Origin of the sequence: Candidatus Nucleicultrix amoebiphila FS5 (assembly GCF_002117145.1) — a bacterium.
Taxonomy (GTDB): Bacteria; Pseudomonadota; Alphaproteobacteria; order Caedimonadales; family Nucleicultricaceae; genus Nucleicultrix; species Nucleicultrix amoebiphila.
Genome location: NZ_CP008743.1, coordinates 1,764,562 through 1,781,120, shown reverse-complemented (window position 1 = coordinate 1,781,120; position 16,559 = coordinate 1,764,562). Strand labels below are relative to the sequence as shown.

Sequence of the window (16,559 nt, the reverse complement as noted above, 5' to 3'; positions counted from 1 at the left end):
ATCAAACTTCTCGAGCAATTTTCTTGTAAGTCACTGCAGCCATAGCAATTGGTAGAAGACCAGTCATTGTACTGAAAAGCGTTTGTAATACTTGAATAGCATTGACTGCTTCAGGTGCCACAAGAGCCAAAGAGAAAGCTAATAGCCCGATTAAAAGCGCTATGGGGATATAAAGAACTAAAGTCATGAGAATCGTCAATATTAACGTGATTGCTATTTTAAAACGGTATCCCTGAGTAAGTTTCCAAGACGTACTGAGATATCCATCTCCATCCAGCGCTGCTAAGAGAGGTGTATATAAAAATGAAGAAGCCAGAAAAAAAATGAAAGGCAAGAATAAAAGAATCGCCAGAGCAATCATTATGGGTAAAGATAATGTTATCCCTAAAAGAATTTTTAGACCAAAATAGACACCTGTCAATACGCCACCAAAGACAACCATCAATCCCAACGTCGCAAAAAAGACTTTCAAGGTTGCGAGAATATAAAGCCAATATCGTTTCGTTGCGATTGTAGCGAGTAAGTTTGTTTGAGGAAGTTCATCCAAAACGATCTGTCTGGATAGGGCAATATGCATTGGTAATGCGACCAAAGCCATGAATAAAGAATAGGTAATGATACCAGCCAACTCTAATAAATCGATACTTTCTTTTGGTGCACCATACCTCGAAAAATCAGTTAGAAAAAATTTTCCGGTGAAGCCATACGCAACGACAACATTAAGCAGAATACCAATGATAACAAATTGTAGTAATAATGGAAAAAGCCCTTTGAGGTTTTTAAAAAATGAAATGAAAGTTTCTCGCGTACATTCAATAATGTTAAACCTACTCATAACTCAGCCTCTTAGATATACTTTCACAACTTATTATGTGATTAGAATAACAATTAATTACTAATTTTTAATGAACTTTTTGACTTGTTTTTTGACAAAAATGGATTTCAAAATAAGCCTTTAAGAATATGCAGATATATATCCTTCACAAGCTTCATCCAAAACCTTGTGTACGCAGTGTTTTTAATATCTTGACGGTGAGCAAGAATAATCGTTAGGATATGTTTTTGTTTTTTGTGCAATAACAATCAGGACTATCTGATGAAAGCTTCCGACGGCGTTATAATACAACCTCAATTCTTCCCTACAGATGAAGTCCTTCCACAACAACAGAGCTCAACTTTAAAAAAAGTTATTTCTTCTTGTATGATTGGCAATGCCCTTGAGTGGTATGATTTTGCGCTTTATGGACATTTTGCGACGATTATAAGCAAATTGTTTTTTCCTTCGACAGATCATTTTGCTTCGCTGATGGCTACCTTTGGTGTCTTTGCTGCTGGCTTTATTATGCGTCCTTTAGGAGCCATTATTTTTGGTCATATCGGTGATAAAATTGGCAGAAAAAACGCATTGCTGTGGTCTATTTATTTAATGACTATCCCCACCTTCCTCATAGGCTTATTACCAACGTACACGCATATTGGTTGGTTGGCCCCTGTTCTTCTAACGATCATCCGCCTCCTGCAGGGAATTTCAATGGGGGGAGAGTTTACGGGTTCAATGATTTTTATTGTCGAACACTCAAAAAATAAAAAGCGCGGCTTTTCAGGGAGCTGGGCACCTTTTAGCTTATTGATGGGTGTTCTAGTGGGCTCTGCAATCGCAATGCTCACCACCATGTTGCTCTCTCTCGACGACCTCCATAGCTGGGGGTGGCGCATCCCTTTTCTTCTGAGTATTGTTGGAGGCTTTATCGGCTCCTATATGCGTCGAACGTTGGCGGATCCTGAAACATTTGAAAAGATGAAAAAGAAACATACAACACACGCAACACCTGTCATTGAAGTTTTCAAGCATCATACACGTAAAATATTTTTAGTGTTGTTCGTCGATCTTCTTGTCGCCATTGGCTTTTTTATGACGGTTTCCTTTGTTGTTTCTCATCTTTCAGCCGTTGTTGGCGTTTCAAAATCATGGGCTTTAATCATTAACACGTGCAGCATGATTGCTTGTGCAATTGTGATTCCCTTCTCTGGATGGCTCACCGACAAGATTGGTCGTAAGCCTGTTATGATGGGAGCTGCGAGTGCGTTTGCTGTATTAGCCTACCCACTGTTTCTTGGATTTTCCGCTCAAGGTATTGTCATCCCCCTCATGAGTCATGTGACTATGGGAATTATTCTAGGCTTTTACTTCGGTCCTATCTCCGCTGTGCTTGTTGAAATTTTCCCTGCATCTGTGCGTTATTCGGGAATTTCTCTCGCTCATAATCTGAGTATGGCCATCTTTGGCGGAACATTACCGACTATTTCTTTAGGTCTTATCCAACTCACGGATAATCATGCTGCGCCAGCATTTTATTTAATTCTGGCGGCTATTATTTCTTTTTCTGGCCTTTATTTTATGAAAGACCGCTATAAGGAAAAAATCGATTAAAAATCCTTTTCTTCTCAAGGCTTGAGAGAAAAAATTCTTGTCATATACTTGTAGATAGTATATATTTATACTATATCATAGTATAAAAAAGAACCTGGAGAAAAAGCCATGATTGCAGCGGGAAAGATAGCCGAAGAGCTAGGAGGAAAAAAAATCCTCCATCGTAACATTAAATCTTTTTCCGATTTACGCGACACCGTAGAAAATGGGCTTCCTAAGGCGTCGATGAAATACGTTTTTCGTTCTTTTCCTGAAAGCAATAAATATGTTTATAGCCTTATTCCTGAAGGCACTTATAAGAAAAGAAAATCCACTCTAAGCTTGGAAGAAAGTGAAAAAACAGAAAGAATCGCCAGAGTAATAGCGACGGCAAACTATGTATGGGATGATGAAGAAGTTGCAAAACAGTTTTTATTGAGACCCCATGCCTATTTCAAGAATCGTACACCTCTTGAAATAGCATTTTCAGAACTGGGAGCAAGACAGGTTGAAGAACTTCTGTGGAAAATTTATTATGGCCTTCCTGTTTAAAACATAAGAGATTATCTTGGATTCTTTAATTGCCTATAGAATAGCAGATGCTAGGCACGCTCTCATGGATGGTTATGGAGCCTTGATGTTTGGAGGAAGGTGGAATTCTCCTGGTTTTGAAGTTATTTATGCTTCTCTTTCATATTCGTGTGCAATGTTGGAAGTGTTAGCCCATATAGGGCGTCAGGGAATTATTCCAAAAAACCATCGTTATATAAAGATCTCAATCCCACAATCATTAAAAATAGAAAGTTTTGCCAAACAAAACAAGCATTGGAACTCTCCAGATACGATAGCGAGTAGAGCGTACGGAGATAAGTGGATCAAAGAAGAACGAACAGTTGCTTTAATTGTTCCCTCTGTTGTTGCTACAGAGGATAAAGATATCGTCATTAACCCCAAACATCCTGATTACAGGAAGATTAAAGCTTCTCCTCCTCAAGATATTATTTGGAATGAAAGGCTATTCACCTAGATCAATTATCGACTATTCTCCAATATATTGGAGAATAGTCACTATGGAAAGAGCTCAAAAACAAACAATACTGAAAGATTTAGAAAAAAAACTGGTACTTCTTGTCGGGCCACGACAATGCGGGAAGACTTGGTTGGCTAAAGATATTGCTAAAAATTTCCCCAACAGTGTTTACCTCAATTACGACCAACAAATAGATAAAAAAATTATTCTAGAACAATCATGGTTGGATTCCACAGATCTTCTGATCCTGGACGAACTTCATAAAATGAGAGACTGGAAGAATTATCTGAAAGGCGTGTATGATACAAAACCAGAATCAATGCGCATTTTGGTTACAGGAAGTGCTCGACTTCACGCTTATGATCAATTAGGGGATTCTCTTGCTGGACGCTATTTTCGTCATCGTTTATTGCCAATTTCTCTCGCTGAGTTAGAACAGATATCTGAACCACTTGATATTAACAAGTTGTTGGAGCGAAGTGGGTTTCCTGAACCTTATTTAGCGGATAATACCACTGAAGCAAATAGATAGAGGCTACACTATATCAATAGCCTGTTAAGTACGGATATTTTTGAAATTGATAAAATCCATAATGCGAAAGCCATGCAGCTTGTCTTTAATGTATTGCGAAGCAGGGTTGGATCTCCCACTTCATATCAGTCTATTTCCGAAGATGTTGGCGTATCTCCAACCACAATCAAAAAATATGTTCAGATTTTAGAGGCTTTATTTATCATTTTTACAGTCCACCCGTATTCCAAAAACATTGCAAGAAGCCTTCTCAAAGAGCCAAAAATATATTTTTATGATACAGGCTTAGTTCAGGGCGATGACGGAGCAAAGTTTGAAAATTTTGTTGCAGTTAGTTTACTCAAACATGTCTATGGGAAAGTTGACATTAAGGCTGAAGACTATGCCTTGTATTATCTACGAACAAAAGATAGTCAAGAAGTTGACTTTGCCGTAGTATCGCAAGATAAGATTGAAACAATGATCGAAGTAAAATACTCAGATCGCACTCCAAGTAAAACCTTGATAAAATTTCATGAAAAATATAACTACCCTGCGATTCAATTGGTCAACTCTCTTCGAAATGACTATCAACAACAAGGCGTTCGTATTTTAAAAGCAGAAAAGTTCTTATCTCAACTCTTTTTGTGATTCAAGGCTGCACTATTTTCCTGACTTACGTCTTAAGTAGGAAGGGATATCCAATATATCACCATCCGTACTATCGCGCTGGATCGCTGATGGCTTTTGCGCTTTTGCAGATACAGGCTCAGCCATATAATCAAACTCTTCTCCTAAAGATTCTTCAGTGGATCTACCTCCACGCATCTTTTCGGCAAAGCGACTAAAGAAATTCTTTTTACGAGGCTTTAAATCGTCTTCAACGATTGGCTCTGGCATCTTACCCTGTGATGCAAAAAAATCTTCCTGCTCTGCGTCGTCCAAATTATGATCATCAAACTGAAAATTTTCTTCAATACGCGCTTCTTCTTGAGTTCTCTTTTCAAAATCGATTAATTCGTTCTCAGCGATAATTGTATCTTGAGGGCTTTCTACAGGAGCAGAAACTGGCGTCTCAAGCTCAACTTCGTCCTCAATCAAATTACGCATTATCTTAGAGCGTGAAGCCCAAGGTTTTGGCATTGTCATCGCAGCATCTATCCCTGTTGCAACAACAGATACCCGTAGACGACCATTTAAACGCTCATCATACGTTGAACCAAAGATAATATTGGCGTCGGGATCAACCTCTTCACGAATACGATTTGCAGATTCATCAACTTCAAAGAGCGTCAAATCACTGCCTCCCGTAATATTAATCAAAACACCGCGGGCGCCCTTCATGGATACATCGTCCAAAAGCGGGTTCGAGATCGCAGCCTCAGCAGCACTGATAGCGCGGTTTTCACCTTCAGCTTCTCCTGTTCCCATCATGGCCTTACCCATCTCACTCATCACAGCACGAATGTCAGCGAAATCAAGATTGATTAACCCTGGCATCATCATCAAGTCAGTGACACCACGAACACCTGAATACAAGACATCATCAGCCATTTTAAAGGCGTCTGCAAAAGTCGTTTTTTCGTTGGCAACCCGGAATAGATTTTGATTAGGAATAACAATCAAGGTATCAACGTATTCTTGTAGGTCTTCAATCCCCTTCTCAGCCGTGCGCATACGGTGATTTCCTTCAAAATTAAAGGGTTTTGTCACAACAGCCACTGTTAAAATCCCGCGATCTCTCGCAGCTTGCGCAATAACAGGAGCAGCCCCAGTTCCAGTACCACCACCCATACCTGCTGTAATAAACACCATATTACAATTTTGAATCTCATTTAGCACTTCTTCAATGGATTCTTCAGCTGCGGCGCGTCCGACCTCTGGTTTTGAACCAGCACCAAGGCCTTGTGTAATCCCAAGTCCTAAGCGAATTTTTCGTCCAGTCAGTGATTGGCCTAAAGCTTGCGCATCCGTATTACAAACAATAAAATCAACGCCTTGCAATTTAAGACGCATCATATTGTTCACAGCGTTTCCACCCGCGCCTCCAACGCCAACAACCATAATTTTTGGTTTTAATTCTGCGTCAGTTTTACTTGCTAATAATTCAAGATCCTGCCCCGTTGAAAAAGCTCTTTGCTCACCATTAGAGTCAATAAAAGATGGGCTTTCTTCATCTTGAGAAGAACGGGGAGTTGCAGTCTTTGATTTTGCAGTACGTCTGCGTGTCGCTGGAGCTTTGGTCAATGGCGTTGGTTCCATATCCATACCCAATTCTTCTTGGGTTTCCAAAGTTGCAATTTCCTCGGAGGTTTTATTTAAAGAAGTTGGGGCCGTTGTCATTCCTATCTCCACGTTAACACTAATATCTTCAAATCGTTTTGAACGCATTAATAACCTAGTCTACTATAAATTTTCCCGAAGCCAAACGCCAAACCTACCAAAAAATGCAGGTGCATTTTGAGACATTTTCTTTTGGCGACTCGCATTAAGCTTTTGTTCCCCCCGCGCATATACTAAAAGTCCTGCACAGGTAGCAAATGAGGCAGTACGCATTCTCTCATCTAGACCTTGAACATTGATGGGTTTACCTAATCGCGTGTGCTTATCTAAAATGAGACTTGCTAATTCTCTTACACCAGGAAGTTGACTAGCACCACCCGTTAAAACCAATCTTTTGCTGGCAATAGCAACATCGTTAAACTTTTTCAAGCGTTCTTTTACAAGCTCAAAGGTTTCTTCTATACGAGGACGTATGATACGGACAAGTTCAGACTTTGTAACTTGTAATCCTTTTTGAGGATCATCTTCCCCAATTTGAGGCACACTAATAATCCCGCGATCGTCTTGATTTGAAAGAGGCGAAACCATAGCACTGCCATGGAGAATCTTGATTCGTTCTGCGTGAAGAAGAGGCGTTGATAGTCCACGAGCAATATCATTTGTTACGTGAAGCCCTCCTACAGGTAAGTAATCTGTATGATAAAGGCGACCATCATAAAAAACAGAAATCGAGGTTGATCCTGCTCCCATATCAATCAAAGTTACACCTAAATCAATTTCATCTTCGACCAATGTGGATAGTGACGATGCATAAGGAGCCACTACAAAACCGCTAACGCTTAAATGACAACGATCGACACATGCATAGAAATTCCGTACTGGTCCAGTTTCAGCGGTAATAACGTGAATACTAGCTCCTAAGCTCTCCCCTACCATTCCTCGAGGATCTTTAACGCCACGCGTTCCATCAATATTAAAAGTAACGGGGATACAATGCAAAATTTCTGAATTACTTCCCCCGACAGATTGAGCCGCGGTCTGTTGCATTTTTCGAATATCATTATCATCAACAGCGCGTCCAGCAATAGGTAAAGAAACATCAAGGATATGAGATTCCACAAGACCTGCGGAGAGGCTCACCAAGATATCATTAACTGTTACTTGAGCCATTTGCTCGGCAGCATGTGTTGCTCGAGCAACCGAAGTCGATAAAGCTTCCATGTTAACGATTGCACCATTTCGTATGCCCTTTGATGCTTCGTAACCAACGCCCATAACTTGAATAGTGTCACCACTTCCAAGACGACCGATGTAACAGCAAACTTTGCTTGTGCCAATATCTAAGACCGTCACGATCTCTGGCAAAACTTTCTGCAAACTTTTTCGAACTGTTTTAAAATACATTATTGCCCTTTAAGCACTCTTCTCGCCTTTCAACTTAATTCCAGGAGCGCGCATTTCTTGTGAAAGATAAAAGAACACACGATCGGGTACACGCAGGTCAATCACTACTATATCTCTTTCCTGCAAAGGCTGCTCCTGATTTAGTTGATCCAAATATTTTATAGCCTCTTTAAAATTGGCAGACACTTCAGGTAGTTGTACGCGCAATTTGTTATCCAGGATTAAATCCCATCTGCGTTTGCTGATATATACCGCACCAGTCATACGACTCGCTATGGCCGAATAGCGGCTGACTTCTTCAATCAGAACGGGCGCTTTTTCAACGGCACCATCACCGGTCAAAATAGGAAGCTGAGTAAATGGTCCAATTTTATCCGCTTTAATAATTTGTCCGTAATTATCAATCAAATGCAGTTTTGCATCTTTTTGCCAGAAGGCGATTGGATGGTGCTCTACGATTCGAATATAAAGTGTATGTGGCAAACGACGGCTAACCATAGCTGATTTTACCCAGCCGAGTTTCTCAATTTTCTCACGAACTACACTCGGAGAAACATCAAATATGGATTTATTCATATCTAACGAAACAGCCTGTAAAACATCTGTCTTTGAACAATGATGATGACCATCGATAATTAAGTTTTTTACTTTAAAACCTGCTCGTTGACTTGTCGCCATCCACCAATTCCAGGAATCTTGACGCAATGCTTCTATATGACCACTGAGTAAGGCAAATGAAAGACCTCCCAATAGAATCACAAATGACAGAGCCTTGAAAAATAAAGAAAAATTACCGCTCTTCGGTTTTGCGGATTTCTTGCCTCTTTGAGAGACGCTCTGTCTTGATGAAGATTTATCTGCTCTCAATCCGGGCATTTTGGATTTTCAACCATCCATTCCAACAATTTTTCAAAAGGCATCCCTTGATGCGCTGCAATCTCTGGGAGTAATGACAACGGTGTCATACCAGGTTGCGTATTCACTTCCAGAATGTAAAACCGTTTCCCTTTTTCATTTTTATTGTTGTAACGGAAATCCGCCCGACTCACCCCAAAACAATTGAGACAATTGTGAGCTTTTAAGGCTAAATCCAAAACTTCTTGGTAATCCTCTTCAGGCAATGGCGCTGGCATAATATGCTCAGCTTTACCTTCAGTATACTTTGCTTCATAATCATAAAAGCCTTGCTTAGGCTTTATTTCAATGGCACCGATCGCTGCGTTACCAATCACTGCGACCTGGATTTCACGACCATCAATATATTCTTCGACCATAACGCGAGAACCATATTTCCAATTCTTATGCCATTTTTTCAAATCCTCATCGGTCTGAATCACAGCGACACCGATGCTGGATCCCTCTTCCAATGGTTTTAATACATAAGGCTTAGGCATCGGATCCTTTTTTAAGACGGCCTCAACATCTGTAACAAAGCCCTTTGGACAATGAATACCTGCTGCTTGAAACAGCGTTTTAGCAGTCGGTTTATTCATAGCCAAAGCTGAAGACATAACGCCTGATGATGTATAAGGAATTTTCATAATTTCAAGGACACCTTGAATATGTCCATCTTCCCCCCAACGACCATGCAGCGCATTAAAGACCACATCTGGAGCTGGCTTAAGCTTCTCGATTAATTTTTGAAGATCGCGAGAAACATCGATTGAAATAGTTTGATAACCAGCCTTTTCAAGGGCAGTCGCAACCTTTTCTCCGCTTGCGAGAGAAACTTCGCGTTCACCGTTCCACCCTCCCATTAACACTGCAATTGTCTTTGTCTTCTTCATGCTGCCTTTACACTCATTTCCACTTCAGATGCTGATTTACCAATCCTCCTGATCTCCCATCTTAAGTCAACCCCTGATGTTTCAAAAACACGCCTTTGTACTTCTTCTGCGAGTGTTTCAATTTCTTCAGCTGTTGCATCCCCTGTATTAATTAAAAAATTACAGTGTTTTTCTGAAACTTGCGCTCCCCCTATGCGTAACCCTCTACAACCGGCTTGATCAATAAGTTCCCAAGCGCTCATTCCATCTGGGTTTGCAAATGTACTGCCCCCTGTCCTAGAACGTACTGGTTGAGTAAACTCACGTTCTTCTAAAAGTTTTGTGATTTTCTCTAAAATAATTGATGATTTTCCATTGCGAAGTCTTAATCGTGCGCCAATAAAAATCCAATTTTCAGGAATCCCGCAGTGTCGATATGAAAAGCCCATCTCTTCAAGAGTTAAATGATGGAGCGTTCCTCTAGGATCTAGAGCAAAAACCGCCGACACCACATCTTTCATCTCAGTTCCATAACATCCTGCATTCATTCTCAAGCCACCACCAATGGTTCCAGGAATACCTGCAAGAAACTCAATACCTTCAAGACCTTCATCTACTGAACACATAGCAAGAGTGCGATCCAAAACTGCAGCTCCAACATCAACTTCATTGCCATGGAATGCAATATTATTGAAGCCTTTTCCTAAACGTATAACCACCCCGGGTACGAGACCGTCTCGCACTAATAAATTAGATCCAACTCCGATAACATTGATAGGAATATCTCTGGGTTTTTCTTTGAGGAAAAAGGACAAATCATCTGTATCAGCAGGTTTATAGATGACTTCCGCAGGTCCCCCAACATTGAACCATACGTATTTGCCAAGGGCGACGTTCGCATTATAGCTGCCACGTACTTTCGGTAAACGTTCAATGAGATTTTCTTGCGCTTTCAATCTATTGTCTCCCTAATCTTAGCCAATTGCACTTTTAGTCTCCATATGACCAGCTAATGACTCTAATTTTTCCTGTAAGCCCCTCGCCCACGATGTTATTGTTCCAGCCCCTAAACACACAACATAATCTCCTGATGCAGCAATGTCAAAAACAAGTGGAGCGAGTGCTTCTGCTGAATCAATCGAATAGATGTTTCCTTTATAGGCAGCCTTGAGAGACGAAACAAGATGTTCTTGCGTCAAACCTGGTAATGGTTTTTCACCGGCACCGTAAATCGGTGTTACAACAACTGCGTCCGCTTGTGAAAAACTGTTACAAAACTCATTAAATAAATTGCCTAAACGCGAATAGCGATGAGGCTGAAAGATAGCGATAACTTTTCCTTTTGCTACTGTCGTAGCTGTTTTCAAAACAACTTTAATTTCTTCAGGATGATGAGCATAATCGTCAATAATTTGTATATTTCTAAAATTTCCAACTGCTGTAAAGCGTCGGCTCACTCCTTGAAAACTACTCAGGCCTTGTTTGAGATGTTCGACATCCATTCCCAGCTCTAATCCTAAAGCAATTGTTGATAAAGCATTTTGAACATTATGTTCTCCTAACATTGATAGGAAAACATCTTTAATGACTTTAAGATCTGAAGGCATGGCACAAACTTGGCGAAATCGTTCATTAATCACCACATCAAAAACACTTCCTTGCGGCCCAGGACGGATATTGGTTGCATAAATATCAGCTTTAGGGTTCAATCCATAAGTCACTACTCTACGATCCGTGATTGATTCAGCCAGAGCACTGACTTCCGGATGGTCTTTACATAAAATAGCCAAACCATAAAAGGGGATCCCGAGCACAAAGTCTTTGAAAGCTTTCTTAAGGGTCGCAAAGTCTTTATAATATTCCATATGCTCAGGATCAATGTTGGTCACAATAGTAATTGTCCTGGGTAATTTCAAAAAACTTCCATCAGACTCATCAGCTTCAGCAACAAACCAATCACCATGTCCCTGACGCATATTAGTTCCATATGCATTAATGATTCCTCCGTTCACAACAACAGGATCAAACCCTCCTGTCTCGAGGATCGCTGCACTTAAAGAAGTTGTTGTGGTTTTGCCATGGGTGCCGGCGACCGCAACAGAAAATTTTGATTGCATTAATTCAGCGAGCATTTCAGCGCGCATAACTACCGGAATAGATTGTTCACGTGCTGCTTTAATTTCTGGATTATCGGACTTTATATCTGATGAGACCACTACAACATTTGCTCCAAGGATACTCTCTGCTTTATGGCCAATCGTCACTGAGATCCCAAGTTTTTGCAACCGTTCAACATTTGCATTTAAATTTATGTCACTGCCGCGCACATGATAGCCTCTATTATGTAAGAGCTCAGCAATACCGCTCATACCAATACCGCCAATACCTATAAAGTGAATCTCACCTGCGCTCTGTGGCGAAATTTTCATGCTGAGACTCCCAATTTTCTCTTACCGTATAAAGTTTTGTTACACATAATTGCCGTCAATTCCTTTAACGCCTTAGGTTTTCCAAAGTGGCGGGATTTTTCAGCTGCTGAAAATAAAGGTTTCGGATCACTCATCAAGCCTTTTATCAAAACCTCAAGATTTTTTTGTAAACATGCGTTTTCTGGCAACAGCCATCCTCCTCCCGGCCCTGTAAAAGCCTTAGCATTTTCAGTTTGATGATCATCCAAAGCTTGTGAAAAAGGCACTAAAACAGCAGGTCTACCTACTGCAGCAATCTCAGAAACCGTTGCAGCACCAGATCGTGCAATAATTAAGTGAGAAAGGTGCAATAACTCCGGAACATTTTCATAAAATTCTTTAATCGTCACCTTAGCTTGCGTTTTTTCATAGCTTTTTTTCAAGCTCTCTATTGTCCCTTTAGGACATTGTTGAAATATTCTTAAACGTTTTTGCTGAGTTAACGGCAATGATGCGATCACTTCAGGAAGTATTTGATTAAATATTTGTGCTCCCTGGCTCCCCCCTAAAATAAAAAGATTAAAGTATCCTTTTGAGGGTGGAATCTCATAATCCTTTTTTCTGGCTTCAAGGAGAACGGGTCTTACAGGTAGACCAGTCACAACAACTTTTTGTTGGTGAACCGACTTAATTTTAAGAGTCTTTGGAAAAGAAATCGCTAGTTTGCTTGTGAAAGGCAAGAACAGACGATTAACGCGTCCTAAAACTGCATTTTGCTCGTGAAGAACTATAGGCACTCTAAACAACACAGCTGCTGTTAATAAAGGGAAAGAAGGATATCCTCCAAACCCTATGACGCTTTGAATGTTTCTGCTTTTGATTAGTTTAAATGATGTAAGACAACTTTTTAATAAGCCCCAATAAAAAAGAACTTTACCCTTCCCATTTCTTCTCAGAGGCAATGGTAGAACTTCAACCGAAAAAGGCTCAGAGTTTTGTAAATAGCTATTTCCGCGAGGATCCGTCATAAACAGAACCTTGTGACCAAGCTTTATCAACTCTAAAGCAAGGGCTTTTGCTGGTAAAACATGTCCTCCCGTCCCTCCGGCAGCAATTGCAATAGAATACTTCATAACCACCGTCCTTTATTGCGACGCTTCGTAAGAGCCAGGATCATTCCCATAGCGATAGAAAGAGCAATCAACGAAGATCCGCCATAGCTAATAAAGGGCAAAGTCATCCCCTTTGTGGGAATCAGATTGGTCGTAGACGCAATATTAATCATGGCCTGCAAACCAAATTCTGCAGCCAACCCTGCCACAGAAAGTAAAATAAATAAATTGTCTTCTGACAAAACACGCGCAAAACTTCTCAAAACGATAAACAAAAAGAGACCCAAAATAATGAGACAAAAGAACAACCCAAATTCTTCCCCAGCCACAGCATAAATAAAGTCAGCATGAGCATCTGGTAAATATTTTTTTACTGTACCTTCACCAGGTCCTTGTCCCCAAAAACCTCCATTCATAAACGCTTCCAGTGACTGACTCACTTGATAACGTTCGCTAAAGCGGTCGCCTAAATTAGGATTAAAAAATCGATCGATACGATGACTCACATGGGGAAAAACGAGGTAAGCCCCTCCTAATCCTAGTAGCCCTATGACTCCTGATACACCGACCCATAACAAAGGCAATCCGGCTAAAAATAATTGACCAAAGAAGACTGTTGAAACCAAGATCACCATTCCCATGTCAGGTTGTAAAGCAAGCAAAAATATAACGAAACCGTAAAATACAAAGGCTGCTACGTAACCAGGAAAATCTGGATTCAATTTGCGTTCTGACAACATCCAAGCACAGAGAATAACAAGTGCAGGCTTAATAAACTCTGACGGCTGTAGAGACAACCCCATAAAACTTATCCAGCGCCTTGCTCCCTTTATTTCCGATCCTGAAAACAAAGTCATAGCAATTAAAAGTAACCCCATAAAATATATTAACAACGAAACTCGCCGAATGTTTCTTAAGGACAAAAGAGATGTACTAACCAAAGTGATAAGCACAGGCACAAGGTAAAACGAGTGTCGTTTCACAAAATAGAAAGGATCTAAGTTTAGATGATTAGCTACAGATGGACTTGCTGCCATGGTAAGAAAAAAACCAATCGCTATTAATGCAATAATTGCAGACAAAAGCCATCGATCGATGGTCCACCACCACCGGCCTAAAACACTATTATCACTGCGTGCAAAAGTCGCCATTAAGTAAGATCCCTCATGACGCTTTCTCTACACAAAGCTGTTGCACCAGATTTTTAAATATAGTTCCCCGCTCTTCAAAATCACGAAATTGGTCAAAACTTGCGCATGCTGGTGAAAGCAAAATCACTGCATTTTTATGAGCACGCAGCGCATCATTATGGGCAGCATTGACAGCCTCTTCAAGAGTACCATTACATTCATAATCAAGCTTCCCATTCAATTGTCTTGCAAAGCTTTCTTGAGCCTCACCAATTAAATAGGCTTTTTTAATATTGGGATAAAATTTTTCTAAGGGCGTTAAAGGCTCATTCTTTGGCTTTCCTCCCGCAATCCAGTAAATGTTACTAAAACATGCAAGAGCCTTGCCAACAGCCTCCACATTAGTAGCCTTACTATCATTGACAAAAGTAATCGCCCGCTTTTCACAAACTTTTTCAATTCGATGGGCTAATCCCTGAAAATTTTGGAGGCCTTTCAAGGTTTCATCAAAACTTAATCCTTGGCATCGAGCAATAGCATAAGAAATCGCTGCATTTTGCCAATTATGATGTCCTAAAGCCCAGCTGAGATCTCTAAAATTAAAGACAATTTTTCCTGCTCCCCAAGCATTATCCGTCAATCCATCGTCCGTAATTCGTAGCAACGAACTTTTGTCTCGCCCAACACTAATGAGCTGAATGCTGGACTTTTTTTCAAGACGTTTAAAAATATCTGATGAATAATTATCATCAATGCTAACAACAGCATTCTTGAGGCCCTCTGCACCAAAGATCAGTTCTTTCGCTTGAGCGTACTGTTCAATAGAACCATGACGTTCTAGATGATCAGGTGTAATATTAATGAGCGCGGCAGTGTCCAAACTTAAAGATGGTAGTCTTTCCAACTGGTAACTTGACAGCTCAAGCACATAAACTCCTCTTTCCCCCATCGAGGGTAAACTGAGAGCAGGAACACCTATGTTTCCTCCCACAGCAACCTTTAGACCTCCATTATCGAGAATATGACCGACAAGGGCTGTTGTTGTTGATTTTCCATTGGTACCAGTAATACCAATAAATTTGGCATGGGACTCCCACTTAAAAAGTAAATCAACGTCTACAATAATAGGCACTTTGTTTTTTTGAGCTAGTCTAGCAACAGGATGAGGTACTGGAAGATGATGAGGAATTCCTGGACTGAGAATCGTGGCTTGAAAATTCTGCCATGGCCATTCTTCATAAGGCGATATAATGCACCCTAAATTTTTTACAAGTTCGTAATAATTAGATTGATCATCCCAAGCATAGACACTCGCTCCACGCGCTCTTAAAGCTTGACAAGCTGCGAGACCAGATCTTCCAAGACCTACCACCGCAAAGCATTGATCCTGAAGTTCTAAAGACCCGCCCATTAACGTAACTTCAAGGTTGAAAGTCCAACTAAAGCTAAGATTACCGCAATAATCCAAAACCGTATAACAATAGTTGGCTCAGCCCAACCTTTTTTTTCAAAGTGATGATGTAAGGGAGCCATTAAGAAAATGCGTTTTCCACCTGTTGCTTTAAAATAAAGCACCTGAAGAATCACTGAAATCGTTTCAACGACAAAAAGCCCCCCAATAATAGCCAGAACGATCTCATGTTTTGTAATAAGACTGATCGTTCCAAGAGCACCTCCCATAGAGAGAGAACCAGTATCTCCCATAAACACCATGGCAGGGGGGGCATTAAACCATAAAAATCCAAGACCAGCTCCGATGAGTGCACCACAGAAAACTGTCAGCTCACCGCTTCCAGGCACTTGATTAAGTTGCAAGTAATTTGCAAAAATATGGTTACCCACCAAATAAGCAATCACAGCAAAACATAATGCCACTAAAATCACTGGTACGATTGCTAAACCATCCAAACCATCTGTTAGATTAACGGCATTGGATGATCCCACAATAACTATGCATGCAAAGGGTAGATAAAACCATCCAAGATCAAACATAAAACTTTTCAAGAAAGGAACAGCTAAGCCTGTTGCATTTGGTACATGCATCACATGAGTCAGTGCATAGGCTGCCAAAAATGCTGTAGAAAATTGCACTATCAACTTGAGTTTTCCTGGCAACCCTTTGCTATTTTTTTGAGACAACTTAAGATAATCATCAGCTGCTCCAAGGCCCCCAAATATTATAGTTACTCCTACAACAATCCAAACGAAACCATTGCTTAAATCTGCCCAAAGAAACGTACTAAAAATAAGAGCCACAAGAATTAAAAAGCCTCCCATTGTTGGAGTTCCTTTTTTTGAAACAAGATGCGATTGCGGACCTTCTTTGCGAATTGGTTGACCTTCTTTTTGTTTAGATTTTAGCCATCGAATAAAGTAAGGACCAAAAATAAAGCTAATTAGTAAGGCAGTAAGGATAGCTCCACCCGTTCTAAACGTAATATAGCGAAAAAGGTTGAAAACTGGGAATTGAACAGAGAGTGGTGCTAATAAATTATAAAGCATCCT

16 protein-coding genes are annotated in these 16,559 nt (G+C 40.4%); 5 read left to right on the top strand and 11 right to left on the bottom strand.

Annotated features, from left to right (window positions below):
- Position 1 precedes the first annotated feature (1 nt).
- On the bottom strand, positions 2 to 835 hold the full coding sequence (locus GQ61_RS08800) for a hypothetical protein (RefSeq protein ID WP_085784975.1): 834 nt from the start codon (positions 833 to 835) through the stop codon (positions 2 to 4).
- 261 nt (positions 836 to 1,096) lie between these two features.
- Here GQ61_RS08800 and GQ61_RS08795 point away from each other — a divergent pair, with 261 nt between their 5' ends.
- The 5 genes from GQ61_RS08795 (at position 1,097) to GQ61_RS09265 (ending at position 4,602) form a co-directional block, all read left to right on the top strand.
- On the top strand, positions 1,097 to 2,431 hold the full coding sequence (locus GQ61_RS08795) for an MFS transporter (protein WP_085784974.1): 1,335 nt from the start codon (positions 1,097 to 1,099) through the stop codon (positions 2,429 to 2,431).
- A gap of 108 nt (positions 2,432 to 2,539) precedes the next feature.
- Positions 2,540 to 2,962, top strand: a complete 423-nt coding sequence (locus GQ61_RS08790) for an Xre family toxin-antitoxin system antitoxin (protein WP_085784973.1) — start codon at positions 2,540 to 2,542, stop codon at positions 2,960 to 2,962.
- Positions 2,963 to 2,978: 16 nt separating this feature from the next.
- The gene (locus GQ61_RS08785; protein ID WP_085784972.1) at positions 2,979 to 3,437 is read left to right on the top strand and encodes an RES family NAD+ phosphorylase; all 459 of its coding nucleotides are present in this window, start codon (positions 2,979 to 2,981) and stop codon (positions 3,435 to 3,437) included.
- Between the two features lie 43 nt (positions 3,438 to 3,480).
- On the top strand, positions 3,481 to 3,972 hold the full coding sequence (locus GQ61_RS09270) for an AAA family ATPase (protein WP_198157333.1): 492 nt from the start codon (positions 3,481 to 3,483) through the stop codon (positions 3,970 to 3,972).
- Positions 3,973 to 3,984: 12 nt separating this feature from the next.
- Positions 3,985 to 4,602 carry an ATP-binding protein gene (locus tag GQ61_RS09265; protein ID WP_320408937.1) on the top strand — a complete coding sequence of 206 codons (618 nt, stop codon included), beginning with the start codon at positions 3,985 to 3,987 and terminating at the stop codon, positions 4,600 to 4,602.
- A 12-nt stretch (positions 4,603 to 4,614) separates the two neighbouring features.
- On the opposite strand, the gene ftsZ is transcribed toward GQ61_RS09265, so the two are convergent.
- The 10 genes from ftsZ to mraY form a co-directional block, all read right to left on the bottom strand.
- A complete protein-coding gene (gene ftsZ, locus GQ61_RS08775; protein ID WP_408606999.1) occupies positions 4,615 to 6,015 on the bottom strand; it encodes a cell division protein FtsZ in 1,401 nt (466 codons plus the stop codon).
- 342 nt (positions 6,016 to 6,357) lie between these two features.
- The gene (ftsA, locus tag GQ61_RS08770) at positions 6,358 to 7,638 is read right to left on the bottom strand and encodes a cell division protein FtsA (RefSeq protein ID WP_085784971.1); all 1,281 of its coding nucleotides are present in this window, start codon (positions 7,636 to 7,638) and stop codon (positions 6,358 to 6,360) included.
- A gap of 9 nt (positions 7,639 to 7,647) precedes the next feature.
- Positions 7,648 to 8,514, bottom strand: a complete 867-nt coding sequence (locus GQ61_RS08765) for a cell division protein FtsQ/DivIB (RefSeq protein ID WP_085784970.1) — start codon at positions 8,512 to 8,514, stop codon at positions 7,648 to 7,650.
- Entirely contained in the window at positions 8,502 to 9,425 is a 924-nt protein-coding gene (locus tag GQ61_RS08760) for a D-alanine--D-alanine ligase (protein ID WP_085784969.1), read from the bottom strand. Before GQ61_RS08760 ends, GQ61_RS08765 begins: the two co-directional genes overlap by 13 nt.
- On the bottom strand, positions 9,422 to 10,360 hold the full coding sequence (gene murB, locus GQ61_RS08755; RefSeq protein WP_085784968.1) for a UDP-N-acetylmuramate dehydrogenase: 939 nt from the start codon (positions 10,358 to 10,360) through the stop codon (positions 9,422 to 9,424). Before murB ends, GQ61_RS08760 begins: the two co-directional genes overlap by 4 nt.
- Before the next feature lie 18 nt (positions 10,361 to 10,378).
- Complete coding sequence (murC, locus tag GQ61_RS08750) at positions 10,379 to 11,833, bottom strand: UDP-N-acetylmuramate--L-alanine ligase (RefSeq protein WP_085784967.1); 1,455 nt, start codon at positions 11,831 to 11,833, stop codon at positions 10,379 to 10,381.
- Entirely contained in the window at positions 11,830 to 12,945 is a 1,116-nt protein-coding gene (gene murG / locus GQ61_RS08745) for an undecaprenyldiphospho-muramoylpentapeptide beta-N-acetylglucosaminyltransferase (RefSeq protein WP_085784966.1), read from the bottom strand. The genes murC and murG overlap by 4 nt, the downstream gene beginning before the upstream one ends.
- Positions 12,942 to 14,075 (bottom strand): putative lipid II flippase FtsW, encoded by a 1,134-nt coding sequence (ftsW, locus tag GQ61_RS08740; RefSeq protein WP_085784965.1) that lies wholly within the window; start codon positions 14,073 to 14,075, stop codon positions 12,942 to 12,944. Before ftsW ends, murG begins: the two co-directional genes overlap by 4 nt.
- Positions 14,076 to 14,088: 13 nt before the next feature.
- Complete coding sequence (gene murD / locus GQ61_RS08735) at positions 14,089 to 15,465, bottom strand: UDP-N-acetylmuramoyl-L-alanine--D-glutamate ligase (RefSeq protein ID WP_085784964.1); 1,377 nt, start codon at positions 15,463 to 15,465, stop codon at positions 14,089 to 14,091.
- The gene (gene mraY / locus GQ61_RS08730) at positions 15,465 to 16,556 is read right to left on the bottom strand and encodes a phospho-N-acetylmuramoyl-pentapeptide-transferase (protein ID WP_085784963.1); all 1,092 of its coding nucleotides are present in this window, start codon (positions 16,554 to 16,556) and stop codon (positions 15,465 to 15,467) included. The genes murD and mraY overlap by 1 nt, the downstream gene beginning before the upstream one ends.
- Positions 16,557 to 16,559 lie beyond the last annotated feature (3 nt).

What these genes read in the sequence shown, in the direction of transcription:
- murD (WP_085784964.1), bottom strand. Translation starts at nt 15,465, where the DNA reads ATGGGCGGGTCTTTAGAACTTCAGGATCAATGCTTTGCGGTGGTAGGT.
- GQ61_RS08790 (WP_085784973.1), top strand. Translation starts at nt 2,540, where the DNA reads ATGATTGCAGCGGGAAAGATAGCCGAAGAGCTAGGAGGAAAAAAAATC.
- ftsZ (WP_408606999.1), bottom strand. Translation starts at nt 6,015, where the DNA reads ATGGTTGTTGGCGTTGGAGGCGCGGGTGGAAACGCTGTGAACAATATG.
- GQ61_RS08760 (WP_085784969.1), bottom strand. Translation starts at nt 9,425, where the DNA reads ATGAAGAAGACAAAGACAATTGCAGTGTTAATGGGAGGGTGGAACGGT.
- mraY (WP_085784963.1), bottom strand. Translation starts at nt 16,556, where the DNA reads ATGCTTTATAATTTATTAGCACCACTCTCTGTTCAATTCCCAGTTTTC.
- GQ61_RS09270 (WP_198157333.1), top strand. Translation starts at nt 3,481, where the DNA reads ATGGAAAGAGCTCAAAAACAAACAATACTGAAAGATTTAGAAAAAAAA.
- ftsA (WP_085784971.1), bottom strand. Translation starts at nt 7,638, where the DNA reads ATGTATTTTAAAACAGTTCGAAAAAGTTTGCAGAAAGTTTTGCCAGAG.
- GQ61_RS08800 (WP_085784975.1), bottom strand. Translation starts at nt 835, where the DNA reads ATGAGTAGGTTTAACATTATTGAATGTACGCGAGAAACTTTCATTTCA.
- murC (WP_085784967.1), bottom strand. Translation starts at nt 11,833, where the DNA reads ATGAAAATTTCGCCACAGAGCGCAGGTGAGATTCACTTTATAGGTATT.
- ftsW (WP_085784965.1), bottom strand. Translation starts at nt 14,075, where the DNA reads ATGGCGACTTTTGCACGCAGTGATAATAGTGTTTTAGGCCGGTGGTGG.
- murG (WP_085784966.1), bottom strand. Translation starts at nt 12,945, where the DNA reads ATGAAGTATTCTATTGCAATTGCTGCCGGAGGGACGGGAGGACATGTT.
- GQ61_RS08765 (WP_085784970.1), bottom strand. Translation starts at nt 8,514, where the DNA reads ATGCCCGGATTGAGAGCAGATAAATCTTCATCAAGACAGAGCGTCTCT.
- GQ61_RS08795 (WP_085784974.1), top strand. Translation starts at nt 1,097, where the DNA reads ATGAAAGCTTCCGACGGCGTTATAATACAACCTCAATTCTTCCCTACA.